This is a genomic window from Metabacillus mangrovi (assembly GCF_009711125.1).
Classification (GTDB): domain Bacteria; phylum Bacillota; class Bacilli; order Bacillales; family Bacillaceae; genus Metabacillus_B; species Metabacillus_B mangrovi.
In genome coordinates this window covers 1-21,091 of sequence record NZ_WMIB01000037.1, presented here as the reverse complement: position 1 = coordinate 21,091, position 21,091 = coordinate 1, and the positions used below count along the sequence as shown (strand labels likewise).

The 21,091-nt window shown below is 47.8% G+C and carries 21 protein-coding genes and 1 rRNA gene; 13 read left to right on the top strand and 9 right to left on the bottom strand.

What is annotated here, in order from left to right:
- Positions 1 to 215 precede the first annotated feature (215 nt).
- Entirely contained in the window at positions 216 to 1,037 is an 822-nt protein-coding gene (locus GKZ89_RS20180; protein WP_155114214.1) for an MBL fold metallo-hydrolase, read from the top strand.
- A gap of 52 nt (positions 1,038 to 1,089) precedes the next feature.
- Here the strand turns inward: GKZ89_RS20180 and GKZ89_RS20175 are convergent, their stop codons facing one another.
- Genes GKZ89_RS20175 through ssuD form a run of 4 tightly spaced genes read right to left on the bottom strand, consistent with a single transcriptional unit; the run spans position 1,090 to position 4,747 of the window.
- Positions 1,090 to 2,064, bottom strand: coding sequence for a sulfonate ABC transporter substrate-binding protein (locus GKZ89_RS20175; RefSeq protein ID WP_155114213.1), 975 nt, complete (start codon positions 2,062 to 2,064; stop codon positions 1,090 to 1,092).
- 1 nt (position 2,065) lies between these two features.
- Complete coding sequence (locus GKZ89_RS20170; RefSeq protein ID WP_430697736.1) at positions 2,066 to 2,833, bottom strand: ATP-binding cassette domain-containing protein; 768 nt, start codon at positions 2,831 to 2,833, stop codon at positions 2,066 to 2,068.
- A gap of 5 nt (positions 2,834 to 2,838) precedes the next feature.
- Positions 2,839 to 3,615 (bottom strand): aliphatic sulfonate ABC transporter permease SsuC, encoded by a 777-nt coding sequence (gene ssuC / locus GKZ89_RS20165; protein WP_162357146.1) that lies wholly within the window; start codon positions 3,613 to 3,615, stop codon positions 2,839 to 2,841.
- Positions 3,608 to 4,747 (bottom strand): FMNH2-dependent alkanesulfonate monooxygenase, encoded by a 1,140-nt coding sequence (ssuD, locus tag GKZ89_RS20160; RefSeq protein WP_155114211.1) that lies wholly within the window; start codon positions 4,745 to 4,747, stop codon positions 3,608 to 3,610. Before ssuD ends, ssuC begins: the two co-directional genes overlap by 8 nt.
- A gap of 353 nt (positions 4,748 to 5,100) precedes the next feature.
- Between ssuD and GKZ89_RS20155 the strand changes: the two genes are divergently transcribed.
- Both GKZ89_RS20155 and GKZ89_RS20150 read left to right on the top strand, forming a co-directional pair.
- Positions 5,101 to 5,256 (top strand): YezD family protein, encoded by a 156-nt coding sequence (locus tag GKZ89_RS20155; protein ID WP_155114210.1) that lies wholly within the window; start codon positions 5,101 to 5,103, stop codon positions 5,254 to 5,256.
- 11 nt (positions 5,257 to 5,267) lie between these two features.
- Positions 5,268 to 5,537, top strand: a complete 270-nt coding sequence (locus GKZ89_RS20150; RefSeq protein WP_155114209.1) for a hypothetical protein — start codon at positions 5,268 to 5,270, stop codon at positions 5,535 to 5,537.
- 52 nt (positions 5,538 to 5,589) lie between these two features.
- Here the strand turns inward: GKZ89_RS20150 and GKZ89_RS20145 are convergent, their stop codons facing one another.
- From GKZ89_RS20145 to GKZ89_RS20130, 4 genes are all read right to left on the bottom strand, one after another.
- Positions 5,590 to 10,071: a glutamate synthase-related protein gene (locus GKZ89_RS20145; protein WP_155114208.1), complete on the bottom strand. Its 4,482-nt coding sequence runs from the start codon at positions 10,069 to 10,071 to the stop codon at positions 5,590 to 5,592.
- A 656-nt stretch (positions 10,072 to 10,727) separates the two neighbouring features.
- Positions 10,728 to 12,020 (bottom strand): glutamate-1-semialdehyde 2,1-aminomutase, encoded by a 1,293-nt coding sequence (locus GKZ89_RS20140; protein WP_155114207.1) that lies wholly within the window; start codon positions 12,018 to 12,020, stop codon positions 10,728 to 10,730.
- 66 nt (positions 12,021 to 12,086) lie between these two features.
- Positions 12,087 to 12,665, bottom strand: coding sequence for an ATP-dependent Clp endopeptidase proteolytic subunit ClpP (gene clpP / locus GKZ89_RS20135; protein ID WP_155114206.1), 579 nt, complete (start codon positions 12,663 to 12,665; stop codon positions 12,087 to 12,089).
- Positions 12,666 to 12,682: 17 nt separating this feature from the next.
- A complete protein-coding gene (locus GKZ89_RS20130; RefSeq protein WP_162357144.1) occupies positions 12,683 to 13,285 on the bottom strand; it encodes a sigma factor-like helix-turn-helix DNA-binding protein in 603 nt (200 codons plus the stop codon).
- A 165-nt stretch (positions 13,286 to 13,450) separates the two neighbouring features.
- On the opposite strand from GKZ89_RS20130, the gene GKZ89_RS20125 reads away from it, so the two are divergent.
- From GKZ89_RS20125 to perR, 8 genes are all read left to right on the top strand, one after another.
- Entirely contained in the window at positions 13,451 to 14,476 is a 1,026-nt protein-coding gene (locus GKZ89_RS20125; protein WP_155114204.1) for an ABC transporter ATP-binding protein, read from the top strand.
- A gap of 15 nt (positions 14,477 to 14,491) precedes the next feature.
- Positions 14,492 to 15,283 carry an ABC transporter permease gene (locus tag GKZ89_RS20120; RefSeq protein ID WP_155114203.1) on the top strand — a complete coding sequence of 264 codons (792 nt, stop codon included), beginning with the start codon at positions 14,492 to 14,494 and terminating at the stop codon, positions 15,281 to 15,283.
- Positions 15,284 to 15,286: 3 nt separating this feature from the next.
- The gene (locus tag GKZ89_RS20115) at positions 15,287 to 16,072 is read left to right on the top strand and encodes an ABC transporter permease (RefSeq protein ID WP_155114202.1); all 786 of its coding nucleotides are present in this window, start codon (positions 15,287 to 15,289) and stop codon (positions 16,070 to 16,072) included.
- Between the two features lie 534 nt (positions 16,073 to 16,606).
- The gene (locus GKZ89_RS20110; RefSeq protein ID WP_155114201.1) at positions 16,607 to 17,014 is read left to right on the top strand and encodes a potassium channel family protein; all 408 of its coding nucleotides are present in this window, start codon (positions 16,607 to 16,609) and stop codon (positions 17,012 to 17,014) included.
- Between the two features lie 62 nt (positions 17,015 to 17,076).
- On the top strand, positions 17,077 to 17,553 hold the full coding sequence (bcp, locus tag GKZ89_RS20105) for a thioredoxin-dependent thiol peroxidase (RefSeq protein ID WP_155114200.1): 477 nt from the start codon (positions 17,077 to 17,079) through the stop codon (positions 17,551 to 17,553).
- Between the two features lie 154 nt (positions 17,554 to 17,707).
- On the top strand, positions 17,708 to 17,980 hold the full coding sequence (locus tag GKZ89_RS20100) for a hypothetical protein (protein ID WP_162357141.1): 273 nt from the start codon (positions 17,708 to 17,710) through the stop codon (positions 17,978 to 17,980).
- Between the two features lie 76 nt (positions 17,981 to 18,056).
- On the top strand, positions 18,057 to 18,581 hold the full coding sequence (locus GKZ89_RS20095) for a DinB family protein (protein WP_155114198.1): 525 nt from the start codon (positions 18,057 to 18,059) through the stop codon (positions 18,579 to 18,581).
- A 311-nt stretch (positions 18,582 to 18,892) separates the two neighbouring features.
- Positions 18,893 to 19,330, top strand: coding sequence for a peroxide-responsive transcriptional repressor PerR (gene perR, locus GKZ89_RS20090; protein ID WP_155114197.1), 438 nt, complete (start codon positions 18,893 to 18,895; stop codon positions 19,328 to 19,330).
- A gap of 25 nt (positions 19,331 to 19,355) precedes the next feature.
- Here perR and GKZ89_RS20085 read toward each other — a convergent pair whose 3' ends face one another.
- On the bottom strand, positions 19,356 to 19,715 hold the full coding sequence (locus tag GKZ89_RS20085) for a YgzB family protein (RefSeq protein WP_155114196.1): 360 nt from the start codon (positions 19,713 to 19,715) through the stop codon (positions 19,356 to 19,358).
- Between the two features lie 197 nt (positions 19,716 to 19,912).
- Between GKZ89_RS20085 and GKZ89_RS20080 the strand changes: the two genes are divergently transcribed.
- Both GKZ89_RS20080 and GKZ89_RS20075 read left to right on the top strand, forming a co-directional pair.
- A complete protein-coding gene (locus GKZ89_RS20080) occupies positions 19,913 to 20,785 on the top strand; it encodes a nucleotidyltransferase-like protein (RefSeq protein ID WP_155114195.1) in 873 nt (290 codons plus the stop codon).
- 231 nt (positions 20,786 to 21,016) lie between these two features.
- Positions 21,017 to 21,091 (top strand): 16S ribosomal RNA (locus GKZ89_RS20075); the annotation flags it as partial.

The window sequence follows — 21,091 nt, the reverse complement described above, 5'->3', positions numbered from 1 at the left end:
GTTCAAATGGTCAAAACAGCTCTTTTTTCTGCAAATAGCGTCCCCTGAGACCGAAACCTGGTTATTAAGCTTAAATTCATGTAAATAGCGGCTCCTGAGACCGGTGATCCGAAAATTGTTCCAAAATCAGGGGTTATGTAAAAAAATGATCCTAACTTTCTGCAATATGATACTATTTTGAATAGTGTTACATTTGAAAGCAGGGGGACCATTATATGAGTTATGTCATTTGTGAAACATGCGGAGTTCAATATGCTCAAATCGAAACTCCATCTGAATGCATCATCTGTTCAGAAGAGCGGCAATACGTCAGTCCTTCAGGGCAGACATGGACGTCACTTGAAGAGATGAAGAAATTAGGGATTTATAAAAATGAGATCCTGGCTGAGGAAGCGGGCCTTTACAGTGTGACGACAAAGCCGGGCTTTGGAATCGGCCAGACTGCTTATCTGATCCAAGAGCAGAGGTTCAATGTACTGTGGGATTGCAATACTTACATAGATGAAGAAACCATACAGGATATTAAGAATTTGGGTGGTGTTCAGGCGATTGCCCTGTCCCATCCTCATTATTATTCAGCTCAGGTGGAGTGGGCAGAAGCCTTTGATGCTCCCATCTATATTCATGAGGATGATAAAGAATGGGTAATGAGAAGCAGTGATAAAATCATCTTTTGGGCTGGAGAGTCATTGGAGCTTCATCAAGGCATCGTTCTTCACCGGCTTGGCGGGCATTTTAAGGGCGGTGCTGTGCTTGAGTGGAAAAATGGAGACCGGGAGAAAGGCATTTTGCTAACGGGGGATGTAATCCAGGTCGTCGCTGACCGAAAATGGGTGAGCTTCATGTACAGCTATCCGAACCTTATTCCGCTGCCGGCGGCCAAGGTTGAACAAATCGCTGAAAAAGTAAAACCGGTAAAATTCAACCGGCTTTACAATGCTTTTCACCGGATCGTACAGGAAAATGCAGACGAAGCTGTTCAGCGTTCAGCGGAAAGATATGTTAAGGCGGTAAATGGTACGTTATTTGATACATAAAACAGCACGTGGCAAAGCCCAAAAAACAGGAACCGTTATCGGTTCCTGTTTTTTAATCCGCTACAGCCTCCTCCACCTTAATCTCCTTAGGCAGAAGTTTAATCGAATAAAAGGCTTCCGCAATTTTCTGCTGCTCTGTCTCAATTTCAGCATCGATTTTTACGACTCCGTACGGCCTTCTTTGTACAGCCGTTCGTAAGATATCTTCATCGATTCCTACAAGAGGGGAAAGGTAGCCCGCGACTTCATCCGGATGGCCCTTTGCCCAGTCGGAGACTTTTTGGACTTCTGCCAGTACATCGTCAACCGTTTGTTTGTTTGTGTTCAGATAGTCTTTTGAAGCCAGATAGAAGTCCCGGTCATTGGCAAGGCCTTCTCCGGAAGTAAGAACCCTTGCTTTCGATTCTTTTTCCGCTACAGCGAGGAATGGGTCCCAGATCACCCAGGTATCTACACTTCCGCGTTCAAAGGCAGCCCTGGCGTCGGATGGGGTTAAGTTGACAGGCTCAATGTCATTGTAGTCCAATCCTGCTTTCTTCAATGTGCTCAGCAATAGGTAATGGGCGCTTGAACCTTTTGTGAAGGCGATTTTCTTGCCTTTTAAATCTTCCAGCTTTTGAATAGCTGAATCCTGTGGAACAAGAACCGCAGACGTTTTTCCTTTTTTGTAGCCGGATGCGACATAGCTGAATTCAATGCCGGCTGCCTGGGCAAAGATTGGAGGGGTATCCCCTGTTCTGCCGAAATCAATGCTTCCAGCGTTCAGTGCCTCAAGCAGCTGCGGACCTGCAGGAAACTCGATCCATTTAACGGAAATTCCTTCTTCTTTTAGCTTCTTCTCAAGAGTTCCCTGGGATTTTAAGATATTGAGCGGGCAATTCTTCTGGTATCCGATGCGAATCACCTTTTTTGCAGCGCTTTGCTTTTCTGTCTGGCCGGATGATGCATTTGATTCGGCTGAGCCGCATGCACTTAGCAATCCAAGAGATAAAATCAATAGCAAAAACAGTGATCGGAATTTTTTCATATTAACGCTCTCCCCCTAATGCTTTTATGGAATGGATAGATTCTTCCCCCATGACTTTTCTCAATATTTCCCCTGAGAGTGCCGCAAATTTGGCGTGATCTCTCTGTCTTGGGCGCGGTATAGGAATGACTTTGTCCATAACGATTTTTCCGTTATCAATCAGGACAACACGGTCGGCCAGAGCTACTGCTTCATCGACATCATGGGTAACGAGCAAAGCAGTAAATCTTCTTTCCTTCCACAGCTTTTCAATCAGCCTCTGCATCTCAATCCGGGTCAATGCATCGAGAGCACCGAGCGGTTCATCAAGCAGAAGGATATCGGGTTCGTTTACGAGTGCTCTTGCAAGTGCCACTCTTTGCCGCTGGCCGCCCGAGAGAACGGATGGCCACTCCTCTGACCGGTCCGCCAGACCAACCTGCTTAAGTGTCTCACTCGCAAGCTCCCGCCAATTTCCTTTCAATCCGATTCCTACATTATCAATGACTTTTTTCCAGGGAAACAGGCGCCCGTCCTGAAACATGATGCGTGCAGATGTATTTAGCCCTTTCAAAGGTTTGCTGCCGACAAGAATTTCTCCGCTTCCCGGTTTTTCCAATCCGCCTGCAAGCTTGAGCAGCGTACTCTTTCCGCATCCGCTTTTCCCGACAATCGCCACGAATTCACCGCTGTTCAGTTCGAGATTAATCCCTTCCAGGACAGGTTTGTCCCCGTAGCTCTTTTCCAGATGGCGGATTGCCAGCTGACCGCTTTTAGTCATCTTTCTCATCTCCTCTATTGGTAGGATGGATGCCATTTCAGGCATTTCTTTTCAAGAACTTTTGCCAGCACATCTGATAATTTTCCAAGCAGAGCATAAAGGATGATACTTAATACGACTACATCCATCTGCAGGAATTCCCTCGCGTTCATCGCCATATAGCCGATTCCGGAATTAGCCGAAATCGTTTCTGCCACAATGAGCGTGATCCACATAACTCCGAGAGAAAATCTAACTCCTACAAGGATGGACGGGAGGGCAGCCGGCAGGATCACATGCCAGAAAAGGGAGAACCCTTTTAAACCATACACACGTGCCGCTTCGATCAGGCCTTTGTCAATGGATTTTAATCCGTGATACGTGTTGAGGTAAATCGGGAAAAGCACTCCTAGCGCCACCAGAAAAATCTTGGCCTCTTCCTCAATTCCGAACCACAAAATGACGAGCGGGATAAGGGCGAGATGCGGGATGTTCCGAAGCATCTGGATGGATGTGTCAAGCAGGGTCTCCGCTCTTGAAGACAGCCCGTTTAAAAGCCCCAGTGCAAATCCGATGCCCCCGCCGATGATGAATCCGATCACCGCCCGCTGTGTACTGATGCCGATATATTTGAACAGGTCACCAGATTGCGTCAGTGATGCCGCCGAAGCAAATACAGCAGATGGAGCCGGAAGGATTCGTTCTGAAAGCAGTCCGGTCTGAGCAAGAACCTGCCATAGAGCAATAAGAAGAATGGGAACACTCCAAGCTGCAAGTCCGCTTTTAACGGATGCAAATCGTTTTTCAGCCACTTGCCTTAGCCTCCTTCCGGTCAGGATAATGATTGTTTGCGACGACTTCCCCGTATGCCTCAATAGACCGGGAATTCTGATTTTCTAGAGGGAGCCTTGGGAACAAGAGCTCAGCAACCCGGTAGGCTTCCTCCAGATGCGGATAGCCTGAGAAGATAAAATGATCGATTCCGATATCCTGATACTCTTTCATCCGCTCCGCCACTGTGTCCGCATCTCCCACCAGAGCAGTTCCTGCACCGCCTCGAACAAGACCTACGCCGGCCCAAAGGTTAGGGCTGATCTCAAGGGACTCTTTTTTTCCATTGTGAAGGGCAGTCATCCTCTTTTGTCCGACGGAATCATAGCGGGCGAATACCTCCTGGGATTTACGAATGGTTTCTTCATCCACGTATTGAATGAGAGAATTTGCAGCTGCCCATGCCTCCTCACTGGTTTCTCTTACAATGACATGGAGACGGATACCGAAACTCACCGTCCGTCCGGTTTCCGCTGCGAGTTTTTGTACTTTGGCAACTTTCTCAGCAACGAGAGCAGGGGGTTCGCCCCATGTAAGGTAAACATCAATGTGCTTAGCTGCAACATGCATAGCCGGGTCAGAAGATCCGCCAAAATAAAGAGGAGGATAAGGCTTCTGGATAGGAGGGAGCAAAGCTTTTCCACCATGGATTTTTACATGCTTTCCTTCAAAATGAACATCCTCCCCAGCCAGTTCCCTGCGCCATACTTCAAGGAATTCATCCGTCAGTTCATAACGCTCTGTATGATTCAAATGGAGACCGTCTCCGGCAAGCTCAACCGGATCTCCGCCAGTGACCACATTGATCAGCATCCGGCCATTGGAGAGCCTGTCAAAAGTAGCGGCCATTCTTGCAGCGGCAGAAGGAGAGATCAGCCCGGGTCTGATTGCGACGAGAAACTTCATTCGCTCCGTGACAGAAAGAAGGGAGGAGGCAGTAACCCAGGAGTCTTCGCACGATTTCCCTGTAGGCAGCAGTGCTCCCTCAAAGCCAAGCTCGTCTACAGCCTGGGCGATTTGTCTAAGGTATGGAAATGTGATGGGCCTGCCGCCTTTAGCTGTTCCTAAAAACCTGCTGTCACCATGTGTCGGGATAAACCAGTAAATTTTCATTTGTTCAGCTCCTTAGGTAAAATATAAAAAAAGAAGGCCCCCGGACGCACCTCAGTGTGTACGCGGAAGCCTTCGGTTGACCGATAAGCCTTTATATTTAATTCGTTAACGGAGGGGTTAACTTGCAATTCATAATAATACAACAATTCCGACAGGTCAACTATGAATTTAGCTATTTCCTAATTTAATCCAATGGACTCATTTTTTAATTCCGAGTTGACCGATGGGATAATATTGTTTAAAATACAAGTAATTCAATAAATATGCCGATCGGTTAACCGAAGGCTCTTTATTTCCCTTCTTTGGCGAGGAATAAAGAGCTTTTTTTCATTACCTAAACAGGGGGGACATGGATGAAGAAGCTTGATCAAACGAAAGTTGAATATTTAATTTCCCTGCTGCAGCGTCTTGAATATGGTTCATTGCTTATAACGGTCCATGCTAATGAAATTACTCAGGTAGAAATTAAGGAAAAAACGAGAATAGCCAATACAGGAACAGTGAAATAGGAGGGAGAAGGATGATTTCAGCGGAAACTGTGAACAGTCCTGATCTTGTTTTTCAGCAATATTGCAAAGAGGTCTATGGGGTGAACAGAGGGGTATATAATACGATTGATGAGTGGTTTTTTCAGGCGGGTGCAGTCTCTGTTCCGGAAAGACGGCAGCTGATCGTTGATTTTTTGAACGATTTATCTAAAGCTGCTGCAGGGGGAGAAGCCGTTCCGTTAAAAGTAGGGAAAGGGGGACTGGTACCAGCCCTTCATACTTTTTGGAGAACATGTGCCTAATGCATATCAGGTATGGAAAAAACCGGCCATTTGGCCGGTTTTATTTTCTTTATTACTCCGTCGAAACCGATGGATCCGCCTGCTCTTTCGCCGGAACGAGCTGCAGGAAGTGCTGTGCCGGATTCCCGAGGAGGGACTTCAGCTCAGAAGCTTCTTCGTGCTGTTCGTGCTCTTCGAGAGCGGCGATATAGGTGCCGAGCAGTTCTTGAATGTCGGATACGCCTTTTTTATTGAGGGCGCCGATTTCCACTTTAGCGCCTTTTGCTACCCTGCGCTCGAGAGCGGCGCGGGTCATGCCCATTTCGGGCTGCTGGCGAACGTAGACGACACCGCCGGTCATTCCTGCGCAGATCCATGGTCCAGGGTCGCCGAGCACGAGGCCGCGGCCGTTGGTCATGTATTCGAAGGCAAAGCCTTTGATGTTTGCATTGACTCCGATGTTTCCATATTCTTCAGCCGGAATAGGTTTCGTGATCCGGCCGCCGATGATCATATCCGCGCCTGACAGCCGGATTCCGGCCCGTGCATCTGCGTCTCCCTGAACGAGCAGGGTACCGCTTTGAGCGCCATATCCGAAGCCTTTTCCGACAGATCCGCTGTAGAAGCTTCCATCTGCGCCTCTGCCTTTCAGGACGCGGATCGCGCCGCCGAATGACGTTTTCCCTGTTCCGTCCTGTGCGCCGCCTTCAACGGAGATGGTAATCCCGCTCGAATTATAAGCACCGAGACCGTTCCCTGGAACAGAGCCGTTTTTATAGGTAAGGCGGATATCTTCAAGTTCTTTGTAAGAACCGTCCAGCCGTTCGCGGACGCGGTGGCCCGAAACCCGGCTGCCGAGGACACGCTGCTCGGAGGTAATGCTTGCAAATTCTCTGGACTGATGGAGATCTTCATCCCGGTAATCCAAGTATTCTGCACCTGCAGCTACTGCCAGGCCGCGCTCATGGCTGCTGGCCGCTACTTCCTTATGTGCACTGGCGAGATTCTGAATCTCGAGCGGCTTTAAAAGAAGGGATAAATCCATTGCATCGTGCTCCTTCGTCTGCTCAAGCAGATCGGAGCGGCCAACGAGACTTTGAAGGTCTGTAAAGCCCATAGAGGCAGTCAGGTTTTTCAGTTCGCTGCCAAATGCCGCAAATAAGTTCTTCAGGCCCTGAACCGCGTTATCATATTGTCTTGGAACAAAGCGGCGCAGTCCGTGTTCTTTTGCTTGTGCCTCGGATTCAATTTGGGTGGCTATCCCGACGTGGCACGTATCGAGATGGCACCCGCGGCAAGTCGTACAGCCGATGGCGATCATAGAAAGCGTACCGAAGCCGATCCGGTTTGCACCAAGCAGCACAAGTTTCACCACATCGAGTGCACTCTTCACTCCGCCATCTGCCCATAGCTCGACTTTCTGGCGAAGACCGGCCTCAAGAAGGGCGTTGTGGGCTGCTTTCACTCCGATCTCAACCGGGAGTCCTACATATTGAAGAGCATGGATTCTTGCGGCCCCTGTACCTCCGTCAAAACCGCTCAGCGTAATTACATCCGCGCCTGCTTTTGCGATCCCTACTGCAATGGTTCCGATATTTGGAACGACCGGCACCTTAACAGCAACCTTTGCCTGATCGTTTGCCGTCTTCAGCTCTGTGATCATCTGTGCAAGGTCTTCAATAGAATAAATATCATGGTTATTAGATGGAGAAATCAAATCCGACCCGATCGTTGCATTACGGGCTTCAGCGATTTTTGCCGTAACCTTAGAGCCTGGAAGATGTCCGCCTTCCCCCGGCTTGGCACCCTGGCCGATTTTAATTTCAAGCAGGTTGGAGGAATTCAGAAGCTCTGCATTCACTCCGAAGCGTCCCGATGCGACCTGCTGTCCGCGTGTACGCGGATACTTGCCGAGCATATCCTTGATTTCTCCGCCTTCCCCGTTCAGGCTGACCATATTAAGCTGATCGGCTGCTTCGGCATAGGCACGGAAGGCAATTTCGTTCTGCGACCCGAAGGACATGGAAGCAATGACGAATGGAAGGTCATGTTCGCCGACTTTCAGGCTGACCTTTTCAGGATTCGCCGGAGAGTCTGACTCCTTCAAACTGGTCAAGTGGCGGATCGCGATCGGGTTTGCTTCTTCCTGCTCGGAAATCTTTTCGCCGTACGCGTCATAATCCCCGTTCGCTGCTACATCCCCGATGGCTTTCCAGATTCGCGGGAACAGGTGGAACGTTTTCGTCGGTCTTGCTTTTTCATTTTCAAAATCCTCTGCCCGCTCCAGAGCATCTGCTTTCATCTGCCCAAAGTTATAACGGAGCTCATCCGATCCAAGGAAATTCGGGATATCAAGCAGATCGCCGATTTCATGGTTCAGTCCAATAGCGGAGAACAGGCGTCCATAACCGCGCAGTTCGTGGATCCCGATTGTAGAAATGACTTTTTCAAGTCCTTTATTTAATGCTTCATATAAGTTAATAGAAGGCTTTGGCTGCCCGTCCTCTGCTACCGTAGCGAACACCATGTACGGATTCAGGATATTGGCACCTAGCCCGTAAGCTGTAATGATATCGTGCAGGGAACGGATGGCTCCTGAACGCAGAAGAATCGAACAGTCTCTCCTCAGCTGCATGGCGGTAAGCTTCTGATCAATAACAGCTGTCACGAGATGCGGATCAATCCACAGGCTTCCATCTTTATGGGACAGATGGTCATCGAGAACGAGCAGAGCCGCACCATCCCGGACCGCCTGAACCGCTTCAGCAGAAAGCCGTTCCAATCCTTCTTTCAGTGATTCGTTTTCGCTGAATACCGTGTTGAGTACATACAGCTGTTTATTTTTCGAAAAATGCTCTGTCAGTTCCTCGTAAGGAAGCTGGTTCGTTGCCTCTGCCGCTTCGTGTGCAAGCAGGCCTTCCATGATGAGCGGTGAAGGAAGCTCAAGAATATGGCCGTCCGATTCCTTGATAAACAGGGAAGGACGCTTGCCTGCAATGGCACGGGTTGAAAAATGCTCGGATTCCCGGTCACGGTCAATAGCGGGGTTCGTTACGACAGCTACACTTTCCTTGAAAAAGTCCGCCAGATTTTTTCTGCCCGGATGGATGGCAGCAAGCGGTCCATCGTGGCCCAGTGACCGGATCGGCTCCGCACCTTTTTCAGCCATCTGCTCAAGCAGCTGAATGTGCTCCCTGTCCCACCCGAACGCAGCGTAATGGCCGTTATGAAGCTTCATGACAGGAGCCGTGGAGCACTTGCCCTTTGAAACCGGGTGCTGCAGGTTCTCACCGAATCCGTCAACCTGGATGCGTCCGGTAAACCGTCCGAATACTTCTTCCTGATAAGCGGGGTAGTCATAGACTTTCATGGAATCCCCGTCCCACTTCAAGCCCACTTTCTCTCCCGGAGCAAGCGGCTTCGGACTGGCCATGTATTCGGTAGCGGGAATGATTCCGGGCTCGGAGGCGAAAATATAGCTCGTTTCCGTTTCCACCTGCCACAGCGGGCGCAGACCGAGTGCATCCACACTGAAGACGGCCTCATCCCCAAAACGGGAGATGATTCCTGCCGGCCCCTGGGCAAAGTGACCCCAAGCTTCCCGGATATACGTATATAAATCCTGTAAATGAGCAGGGTACGCTTTTATTTCATTAATGATTGGAGGGAACATCACGTCAATTGCCTCGAAAAGGGTGTAGCCGTCGCGGCAAACCAGCGTTTCGACTGTCCGGTTCAAGTCCTGCGAATCACTGCCTCCAATCGTCAGCGGGGCACCGATCATCCGTGCTTCATCCCGGAGTTTGGAGATGGTATTGATTTCTCCATTATGCCCGAGCATGCTGAACGGCTGGACACGGAAAAAGTTAGACAGCGTATTGGTTGAATAACGGTTATGTCCAAGTGTCATAGAGGAAGCGACGAGCGGATTTGCCAAGTCATGATAGTAGTTTGGCAGAATGTCTCCAGCTCCCATCACTTTGTAAACCGCTGCATGCTGGCTAAGTGATGAGGCATGGATATGCTCATCTTTTTCCAGCTCAATCGCCAGATCAAATAGCCGTTTAGACAGACTTTCATTTGATTCCCTTACCGGCAGCAGAGCAGCCTGCCAGAATAAAGGCTCCTCCTGGGCAGCGATCGGCCCGAGTGCATCAGAGGAGGCAGCTTGGTCTGTTTCGAAAATCACATCAAACCCGTAAGAAGCGATATGTTGCTCTGCAGCTTTTTTTGTTTCCGCCTGATTCCCATGGCGGGACAAAAAGAAGTGGCCGACAATAAAGTCTTCCCTGTCCGCAATCTTCGGATCCACTCCTGCTTTTTCGAGCTTTTCTTTCCAGAGGGAACGGGGAATATCGATATGAATTCCGACGCCGTCTCCTTCTTCATTAATAAAACCTGCCCGGTGATTCATCGTAACAAGGGCTTTGATGCAGGCATCTATATTTTCTTTTGTAGGAATTCTGTGCTTTTCTACGACGGAAACGATTCCGCAAGCATCATGTTCAGCATTCTCATAGTTTTTAAATAAACTCGGACTCCATTTTTGTTTCATCATCTTCGGCTGCCAATCGGCGCCTTCACCTCCTGCTGAAAAATGTTGAAGATTACTTTAATTTGAAGTTTCATAGGGTGAAAAGGATAAGGCGGAGAGTAGTCGTTAGCAGTGCTTGGACGCACTGAATAGATATAATTTTCAGAATTGTAGATTTTATCATACCACCTGCCTCAAACATTTTCAATTATTTATGCAAAAAAATGAGGGTGCCATACATGTCAACGAGTGCGGAAGATAAGGAGCAATTCCTTAGGGGACAGGAATAGTAAGCGTTTACAATAACGGATCGGATTCTTTTTTGCCAGACGCAAAAGAGTAAGGTTGTATAAGTGTGTATTTTTATACATTTGTAATGAAGGGGCAGCGGATGAAGAACAGCACCTGAATACGATCAAACCCGGCAGATAAGCATGGCTGGTACCGTAAAAGGCCAATTCGACAATGTAAATGCGCTATTCGACAACGAAGAAGCTCAATTCGACATCATAATGAATCAATTCGACAATCTGCGGTTTTGCATACTGGTGCATGAGCCCTTGATGTCCTTTCGGGCCGTAAGCCGGCGCTTATCCAGCGAAGTTGGCCCGTAAACGAGCAGAGTTGGCCCGCAAACATAAAGGCCGCTCCATTTGGAGCGGCCCTGTTCAGATCACTTATTTACTCAGCGCTTTGAATGCGCGGTCTACGGCTGTTAGGGTTGTGCGGATATCTTCTTCTGTATGCTCGGTTGTCAGGAACCAGGCCTCATACTTGGATGGGGCGAGATTGATTCCCTGGTGGAGCATTTCTTTAAAGAAGCGGGCGAACAGTTCGCCGTCTGTGTTTTCGGCCTGCTCGTAGTTTTCTACTTTTTCATCGGTAAAGTAGATCGTGAGGGCGCCTTTCAGACGGTTCACGGTGATGGTTACATTGTGTTCGGCCGCTGCTTTCAGGATGCCTTCTTCAAGAATGGCGCCGAGGCGGTCCATTTCTTCGTACACGCCATCCTGCTCGAGTACTTCGAGGCAGGCGATGCCGGACAGGATGGAGGCGGGGTTTCCTGCCATTGTACCTGCCTGGTAGGCTGGTCCAAGCGGTGCAACGGTTTCCATGATTTCTTTTTTGCCGCCGTACGCGCCGATCGGCAGCCCGCCGCCGATGATTTTGCCGAGGGCAGTAAGGTCCGGCTGTACGCCGAGCAGATCCTGGGCTCCGCCATACATATACCGGAACGCAGTAATGACTTCATCATAGATCACTAGGGAGCCTGCGTTGTGAGTGATCTCGTTCACCTGCTCAAGGAAGCCGGGCTTCGGTTCCACGATTCCGAAGTTGCCGACGATCGGCTCTACAAGTACGGCGGCTATTTCACTGCCCCATTTCTCCATCGCTTCGCGGAACGGTCCGATTTCATTGAATGGAACGGTAATGACCTCCTGGGCGATGCTTTTTGGAACTCCAGCCGAGTCCGGTGTTCCGAGCGTCGCCGGGCCGGATCCTGCTGCAACAAGAACGAGATCCGAATGGCCGTGGTAGCAGCCGGCGAATTTGATGACTTTATCCCGTCCTGTATAGGCGCGCGCTACCCGGATGGTCGTCATAACGGCTTCCGTTCCGGAGTTGACGAAGCGTACCTTTTCCAAGTTCGGCATGGCGTTTTTCAGTTTTTTAGCAAATTCAATTTCAAAAGGGGTCGGGGTTCCGTAAAGCACGCCGTTTTCCGCCGCCTTCGTAATTGCTTTTGTAATATGAGGGTGCGCATGGCCGGTGATGATTGGTCCGTAAGCTGCCAGGTAATCGATGTATTTGTTTCCGTCAACATCCCAAAAGTAAGCACCCTGGCCTTTTTCCATGACGACCGGAGCTCCGCCGCCTACGGCTTTATAGGATCGGGACGGGCTGTTCACTCCGCCGACAATATGTTCAAGTGCTTCTTTTTGAAGTGCTTCTGATCTGGTAAATTGCATAAAAGTATCCTCCTAAAAAAGTCTGCTCTCTCATTCTAGCACTTTTTCAGGAGGATTTCTGTTCAGCTATCTGGCAATGATTTCATCAACGATTCCGTATTCCAAAGCCTCTTTTGCTGTCATATAGTAATCACGGTCTGCATCGCGGGCGACCTTCTCAACGGGCTGGCCGGTTTTCGCTGCGATTTTTTCGTTCAGCATTTGCCGCGTATGCAGAAGCCGTTTTGCAGTAATTTCAATATCAGACGCCTGGCCCCGGGCCCCGCCGAGCGGCTGGTGAATCATGACTTCACTGTTCGGCAGGGCGTACCGTTTTCCTTCTTTACCTGATAAGAGGAGCATGGCTCCCATCGAAGCGGCCATCCCGATGCAGATTGTTTTAACATCCGGCTGGATGTAATCCATCGTGTCGATAATGGCGAATCCCGCTGTAACCGATCCCCCGGGACTGTTTATATAGAGGGAGATATCTTTTTCAGGGTCCTCCGATGCGAGGAAAAGCATCTGTGCCACCGCGCTGTTGGCCGTATGATCATTCATTTCATCACTGATCATAATAATGCGGTCTTTTAGCAGGCGGGAGTATATATCATAGGACCTTTCTCCATGCTTTGTCTGCTCCACTACATAAGGAATCATATTCATCCGCTGGATCCTCCGTTTTAGGCGGCCATCCGTGCCGTCGGTCCGCTCGTTGATTTTGGAACGGCAGTCAGCAGAGTGATGAGGGGGTACGGGTCTTCTTCGTTTAAAGAGCGGCTGATCGCAGAGGCCAGCTCTTGATCGATGATTGCTGTACCTTCCTGCATCGTATGCTGCCGCGCCCTGAACAGGAGGGCTTTTACGGTCGCAACCGTAAATCCTGTTATGTCAGCAATCTCTTCATTTTTAAAAAGCAGCGCTTCCTTCAGCACAAAGACGGCTGCCTGTTTATTCGTCATGACAGAAGCGAGCCATTCGGCAAGCTCTGCAATTTTCGTTTCCTTATGATTCTCAGATCGATCAGGAATGTCCCGTTCCAGAACAATCCTTCTCTGTTTTCTGTAAAAGTCGATATGGAGACGGGATGCTGTTTTATGGTAGAGAGCCTGAGGCAGGTGGCCGGGGAGCTCCCTGTACGTTTCCAGCACTCTGCAAATGGCTGTCTGGGCAAGGTCCTCTGCATCCCATTTATTCCGGGTAAGCAGGAGACAATACTTAAATAGGGAAAGATACGTTTCATTCCAGTCTTTTTGATCAGAACCGGCAGCGCTGCTCATGTTCATCATTTTCACTCCTTAAAGGTGCACCTTTGTATACTAAACGCACGAGGAAGGCAAAAGGATATGGGTATCTGCATTTTATTCTTTCCGATGAAGGTGAATTCCTTCAAAGTTGGGAACAGATAAGCTACACTATCTTTGGCAGACATAACGAAGGGAACGTGCAAAATGAAAAACGTCATTGAAACGGAAGGTCTCCGGAAGGAATTCAAGGCATATTCCAGCAGGGAAGGCCTTGGCGGTGCTTTCCGGGACTTGTTTACCCGTAATTATAAAGTGATCCGCGCTGTAGACGATCTCAGCTTCTCGATTAAACAGGGTGAGATGGTCGGATACATTGGAGAAAACGGAGCGGGAAAATCGACCTCGATTAAAATGCTGACAGGGATCCTGAATCCAACGTCCGGAACGGTCCGCGTCAACGGGATGGATCCCCACCGGCAGCGCGAGAAATTCGTGAGCTCCATCGGGGTCGTCTTCGGACAGCGTTCCCAGCTTTGGTGGGATATCGCCGTGCAGGAGTCTTTCCGCCTGCTGAAAAAAGTGTATAAAGTGTCAGATGAGGATTACAAAAATCATATGGAGCATGTGATTGAATCACTCGATATCGGACCGCTGCTCGATAAACCGGTCCGGAAGCTGTCACTTGGACAGCGGATGAGGTGCGAGCTCGCCGCGGCGCTCATTCATAATCCGCCGCTGCTGTTCCTTGATGAACCGACGATTGGACTGGATGTACTCGTGAAGCTGAAAATCCGCCAGTTCTTAAAGGAAATGAACGAAAAATACAAAACGACCATTCTGCTGACGACGCATGATCTGTCCGATATCGAAGCATTGTGTGAACGGGTCATCATGCTTGATCAGGGGAAAATCATTTATGATGGCGCGCTCGCTCATCTCCGCCAGGACTTCGGAGAAGGAAAGAAAATCGAATTTCAGTTTGGAGAGCCCGTGGATGAAACCTCATTGAAGCATCTATCAGAGGAGCTTGAAGTCTTCTGGCAGCAAAACAATGCCAACAGCTGGACAGCCTTGCTTACAGCACAGGAAGCGGGCATGTCCGAGCTGATCGGCCGGGTGGTCGGTGCGAAAAAGGTACTGGATATGAGCATTCATGAAGTGTCCACCGAGGAAATCATCCGCCAGATTTATGAAAAGGGCTACCAGCCTGAAAAGAGGATTCTGACATGATGCGGGGGCCGTTACATGGATAAATACTTGGAAATGGTCCGCATCCGCTTTTTAATGATGCTCGCCTACCGGACGAATTACTACAGTGGAATCCTGATTTACAGCATCAACATCGGAGCTTATTTCTTTTTATGGTCTGCGATTTACGGAGATAAAGCCGACATCCAGGGGTTAAGCGTCCTGCAGATGTCCACCTATGTAGCGGTTGCCTGGATGGCGCGTGCCTTTTACTTCAATAACATCGACAGGGAAATCGCCCTGGAAATTAAAGAGGGGAAGGTAGCGGTCGAGCTCCTCAGGCCGTATCATTACCTTGGCATGAAAACGATGCAGGCGTTTGGTGAAGGAGTCTTCAGGCTGCTGTTTTTCTCACTGCCCGGTATGATCGTGATCGCCTTTATTTTTCCGCTTGAGTTTCCGGGCGGAGCATCGACTTGGATTTTCTTTGCCCTCTCACTCGTATTCAGTTTCATCATTAACACGCAAATCAATTTACTTACCGGCATTATGACGTTCTTTCTATTTAATAATGATGGGCTGATCCGGGCAAAACGGGTAGCGGTCGATCTATTTTCAGGACTGCTTCTGCCAATCAGCTTCTACCCGGGCTGGGCACAGAACGTTATGCAGTATTTCCCGTTTCAGGCCATCAGCTACGTGCCGAACATGATTTTTACAGAAGCATATAAAGGGAATGAACTGCTGAAGGCGCTTCTCTATCAGGGAATCTGGGCTGTCCTCCTCCTGATTCCAATCCAGCTGCTGTGGATGCTGGCAAAAAAGCAAATGGTCATCCAGGGAGGGTAACACATGTACTACGTATCAATGTTCATCCAATATGCAGGGCAGTATATGAAAACCCGCCTGCAGTACCGGGCAGATGTAGTTGTTGAAATCCTGTCCGATTTCCTGTTCCAGGCGGTGAATCTCGTCTTCATCCTCGTGGTGTTCGGCCACACCCAGTCCTTGAGCGGCTGGAATCAAAACGAAATCATCTTTATTTATGGATTCTTTTTAATCCCGTTTGCGATATTCGGCGCCTTTTTCAATATTTGGGATTTCAACGAACGCTACATTGTAAAAGGGGAAATGGACCGGATTCTGACAAGGCCGATCCACAGTCTCTTTCAGGTGACGCTTGAGCGGATGGAGCTTGAATCCCTCTTTGGGGCGGTAACCGGATTCGCTGTCATGATGTATGCCGGTTCCCAGCTCGGCCTCCCGTTTTACTGGCATGACCCGCTCGTCTTCCTCCTGTTCACAGCTGGCGGAGTGCTCGTTTATGCAGGAATTTTCATCATGATCGCAAGCATCAGTTTTTACTCTGATTCAAGGACATCGATTATGCCGATGATGTATAATATCGGAAACTACGGCCGTTACCCGGTGGATATATACAACAAAGCGATCCGGTTCGTATTAACGTGGATCCTGCCATTCGCTTTCGTAGGCATGTATCCGGCGGCTTATTTCCTTAGAAAAGAAGAATGGTACACCTATGCCTTTTTAACGCCCGTTGTCGGAATTGCCTTTTTCGCTATTGCAGTGTTCGTATGGAACCAGGGTGTGAAGCAGTACCGCGGAGCAGGGAATTGATGCGGATATGTGATGGTGGACAATTCGGTCCAGTCTTGCACTGACCCCACATGCTTTAAAGGGATGGGGGACAGAGTGGCAGCTTCCAGACCCTTTGTGACACAATGGATGGCAGAGGGCGGGGACGGAGCTTTAGTGCTTTAGCAGAAGAGGGGTCAGAGCTTTGCACTGACCCCACATGCTTTAAAGCAGCGAGGGACAGAGCATAAACACGTGCGTTCATTACCTTGTAATGGATGAGCAACCGAGGGGACGGAGCTTTAGTCCTTTACCAGAACAGGGGTCAGAGCACGCACACCTTACCTTTTCACCGAAAGGAGCCACACCCATGGCAAAGAAAAAAGACCCGCAGCCGGCAGAAAAGCCGAAAAAAGCTCCCGAGTGGGAGAAGCTGTACCGGCTGATCAGCAAGAAAATTAACAAGCAGTAGACCGGCCCTGATGAGAGCCGGTCTCTTTTTTTTATTGGCTAAAGCGATATTTCCGTATTCCATAAGAATATATATAGGAAAAGGACAAACCCGGAGGCTTGCTTATGGAAATAATCATCGCGGCTGCCACACTGATCTGTCTTGGGATGTCGGTGAGGATTACAGCGAAAACCTTCAAGGAGCAGCAGTTTTTATCACGCGAGACGATTCTTGTAATCGCGTTCCTCTATTTATCCATACTCATCGGTTTTGCGATGCTGTATCTTTTATTCATCCAATCGGGCTATCCTATTTTGACAGAGGACCGCCAGCCGATAAAAGGGGATTACCTGGAGCATTTAAATACGAGCCTCTATTTCAGTGCGGTCACGCTTTTTTCAGTGGGATACGGGGAAATCATACCCGTTGGGGCAGGAAGGCTGCTTGCAGTGGCAGAGGCACTGATCGGCTACATGCTGCCTGTCATACTTGTCGCAAGAACTGTAATGGAAATTGAGAAAAACCCGAAATAGTTGTACTTGTGATTGCTTTTGGGTACTCTCTAGGTAGAATGAATAAATCTGGAGGGAAGACCATGAGTATAGAAGTTGGAGTACAGGCTCCTGAATTTGAATTGCCCGCATCCGGCGGGGAAACTGTTAAACTTTCGGAATACAAGGGCAAATATGTCGTTCTCTACTTTTATCCAAAGGATATGACACCCGGCTGTACAACGGAAGCGTGTGACTTCCGGGACCGGCATGAGGAATTTTCCGGTCTTGATGCCGTAATTCTCGGGGTGAGCGCAGACCCGGTCGATAAGCATAATAAATTCCGTGACAAATACGATCTCCCCTTCCATCTGCTTTCGGATGAGGAGCACAAAGCGTGCGAGGCTTACGGAGTATGGACTCTGAAAAAGAATTTCGGCAAAGAATACATGGGAATCGAAAGATCCACATTTATCATTGATCCGGATGGAAGGATCATAAAAGAATGGAAAAAGGTAAAAGTGAAGGACCATGTAGAAGAAGCTCTTGAATTTATAAAAAATGAACAAGCAAAAGCCTGAGGATTAGATCTCAGGCTTTTTCATTTACCTGGAATATATATTGAATAAAATGGAAAAAGTGATAAATTTAGGATGACGGTTCTCTGAAAGGATGGAAGGGCTGATGAGTAAATTTCTATTTAGTATGATGATGGCAGTAATATGGGGTATAGTGATGTTTTTGGTATTTAATGACTGGATTTATGCGGTATTTTTTGCTCTGATCGTTCTGTTCCTATCCCGCGGTGTGGAAGATGATGGAGACTTCTGGAAAACTCGAAAAGGAAGACTGTTAACGGGAGTTTTTGCGGCAGTTTTTTTTATTTATATTATTGGCCTGGACATGTACATATGGAGAAAGAGTATTGCATTTGCTTTATTGGTATCGTTGTATGTGCTCGATCGGTTTAAACATTCCATTGTAAAAGATGCAGCAGATGTCAGCTGATTAATTCAGTGTGCAAGAAGGACAAACAAGTCTGCCGGCGAACAGTTAGAGTGAATCCATTCGAGGAGGCGGCAAGATGGAAAACCATCCGGTAATGCTGTATGCCTACAACGTGTGGGCCCATAAACGGATCTTCACCCATTTAAAAACGTTTTCTCCAGAGATTTTTCACCGGGAACTGAACAGTACTTTTTCTTCAATTGCAGCTACGATGACCCATATCTACACGACAGAATATTTATGGCTGCAGGCTCTTGTTGGGAAAGAAATGAGTGAAGCGATGACTGAAGCCCAAAAACGAAAAGGGAAATTGGAAGAAATGCAGGCAGATGAAATGGAAAAAGAGTTTCAGGCGCTCGATGCTCAATTTCAATCTTTTTTTGAAGCCTGTGAAGACCTCGAAGCAACTTTTCTCCTGAATAATCCTTATGCTGGAGCGAGAGAAACAAGCTATTCAGAAGTTATCTTCCATATAGTGAATCACAGCACGTATCACAGGGGAAACATTTCCGCGATGCTTCATGAGCTTGGTGAAGCATCCGTTATGACTGATTATGTGTATTACTGGTACAGTGACGCGCTGACAGAAAAGAACGAATAAACAACCGGGCAGGCTTGCCGGTTCACCTAATTTGTCATTGCAGGTCCAGCCAGCCCTTTCAAGGGAAAATTATCAAAAGAAAGGCGTTCGTCCATTCCAAAAGACAGTTGCCTGTATATAGTAGGAGGGAAGGCATAACCTCCTCAAAGTTAGTGCGACATGGGTGCAGAAAAACTTTTTCTGCACATTTTTTTATGGGGAAAATGCGCTGGTGAATCCGCCAAAGCATTGACAAAAGCGGATTTTGCAGAGTACACTATTTATAAAGATTACAATGTGAGAATGTTTTTCGGAAGAGAGGTGCATGGCGGATGTCTGAACATCAGCTAAAGGAAGCGATTGATACCTTAAAGCAAACCGGAGTCCGGATTACCCCGCAGCGTCATGCCATTTTGGAATACCTTATACAATCCATGAATCATCCTACTGCAGACGATATATATAAATCATTGGAAGGTAAATTTCCAAATATGAGCGTGGCAACCGTCTATAACAATCTTCGGGTATTTAAAGAGGTTGGGCTGGTTAAAGAGCTGACTTACGGTGATTCCTCCAGCCGTTTTGATTTTGTGACAACGGAGCACTACCATGTGATCTGTGAAACATGCGGCAAAATGGTCGACTTCCATTACCCAGGACTGGATGAAGTGGAGCAGCTGGCTGCTCACGTAACCGGGTTTAAAGTAAGTCATCACCGGATGGAGATCTATGGTGAGTGCAGCGGGTGCTCCCAGAAAAAGATGCATTAAAAAAGCTGATGAGCGATTTGGCTCATCAGCTTTTTTTTGCCGTTTTCCGGTTGTAGTCTTCGTTAAATTCTTTTCCTTCAAGCTGCTTGTCGAGAGTCAGAGGCTCCCGGCAGTGCATGCACATATCCACTCTGCCAAGAATCTTGGTCGGTTTTTGGCATGATGGACAAATGACCTGCACAGCTCTTGTAGAAAGCATGCCAATCCAGAAGTAAACGGCTGTACTTGCCAGAATGGCCAGAAGTCCCAGAATCATAAATATGGTCATGGCTATAACAGATTGTCTGAAGAAAATTCCTAAATACATAATAAGAAAGCCTATAAAAACCAAACTGAGCGCGAACGTTCTAATTTTGTTGATCTTGCTCGAGTAAGCCCGTGCCATCCCATCATCCCCTTATACTAAATATATCACATGAACCGGGATGGGAATTGAAAAATTCTCCATAAATCTAATGAGATTTTCCTTTTGAATGGATCAGTTTTAATCCTTTAGTGAGATAAATTGCTGCATTAAAAGGGTATTAAGAAGAAATGTAGAAGTAAATGACGAATCATTTTTTGTTTGGAGGAATTATTGAAATGGAAAACATTCTCCGTCCCATTTATCAGGAACGGGCAAGCCACCCAGATACGCTTGCAGTTATCATGGTAGAAAAAAAGGATCAGACTTCCCCGTCAACCGATATGTTTGATGCGGCGCTTCTGATTATTGTGCGGTCTGCAGAAGTACCGGTACATATTAAGCATTATGAATTCAATCACCAAAAAGCATCCATGCATATTGTTACGGCAGAACAAATCAATGAGTGGATTGTGCTTGGCACGAACAGAAGGATCATTGACTGGATTTTAAACGGCAAAGTTTTGTTTGACCGAAATGAATATTTATCCCTGCTGACAGATACACTGAATACATTCCCGTTCTCTGAGCGAAAGCTTAAAATCGTGATGGAATACGGAAAATTAATCAGGCGCTATTTTGAAGGGAAGTCATTTTTTGAAGCAAAACAATATTTGGACGCATATAATCATATCGTTCACGCCCTTCATCACCTGGCAAGACTTGAAGTAATTGATCAGGGGTTCTATCCCGAGGTTACGGTCTGGAACCAGGTGCGGCAGATTGAGCCTCAGGTTTATAAGCTGTATCAGGAACTTATCGACAGCGGGGAGCCTTTAAACAAAAGACTCGAGCTGCTTTTCCTGGCGAGCGATTTCCTGATTCATTCAAAAGCAGACGTCGGCGCTGCGCACTTGCTGACCATTTTGGAGAAGAAGGATACGTGGCATTTTGCTGAGCTTCTCGCCCACCCGGAAGTAGCATATTATGCAGTGGATCTTAGCATCCTGCTTGAATTTTTAGTGGAGAAGCAGTTTGTGGATATTCATCTTATTGAAACGAAGGGAGTAGGGATTTTTCACAGAACCTATTCTTTTAAAAAAAGTTATTGACCTTCCTATGAGCTGATGGTATATTAATAAGCGTCGCTGCTGAACGAAGCAGACATGCTGAAATCGGCAGCGATAAAAAATGAAAAAAGTTGTTGACTTGAACAACTGAAAATGTTATATTAATAAAGTCGCCTCGGAACGAAGCGGTTGAAACAAAATGATCTTTGAAAACTGAACAAATCGAAGTGCCAACGTTAATTCTAAAGTTTTAAACGAGAGCTAGTCAAACACTTTTTGGAGAGTTTGATCCTGGCTCAGGACGAACGCTGGCGGCGTGCCTAATACATGCAAGTCGAGCGGATCTCT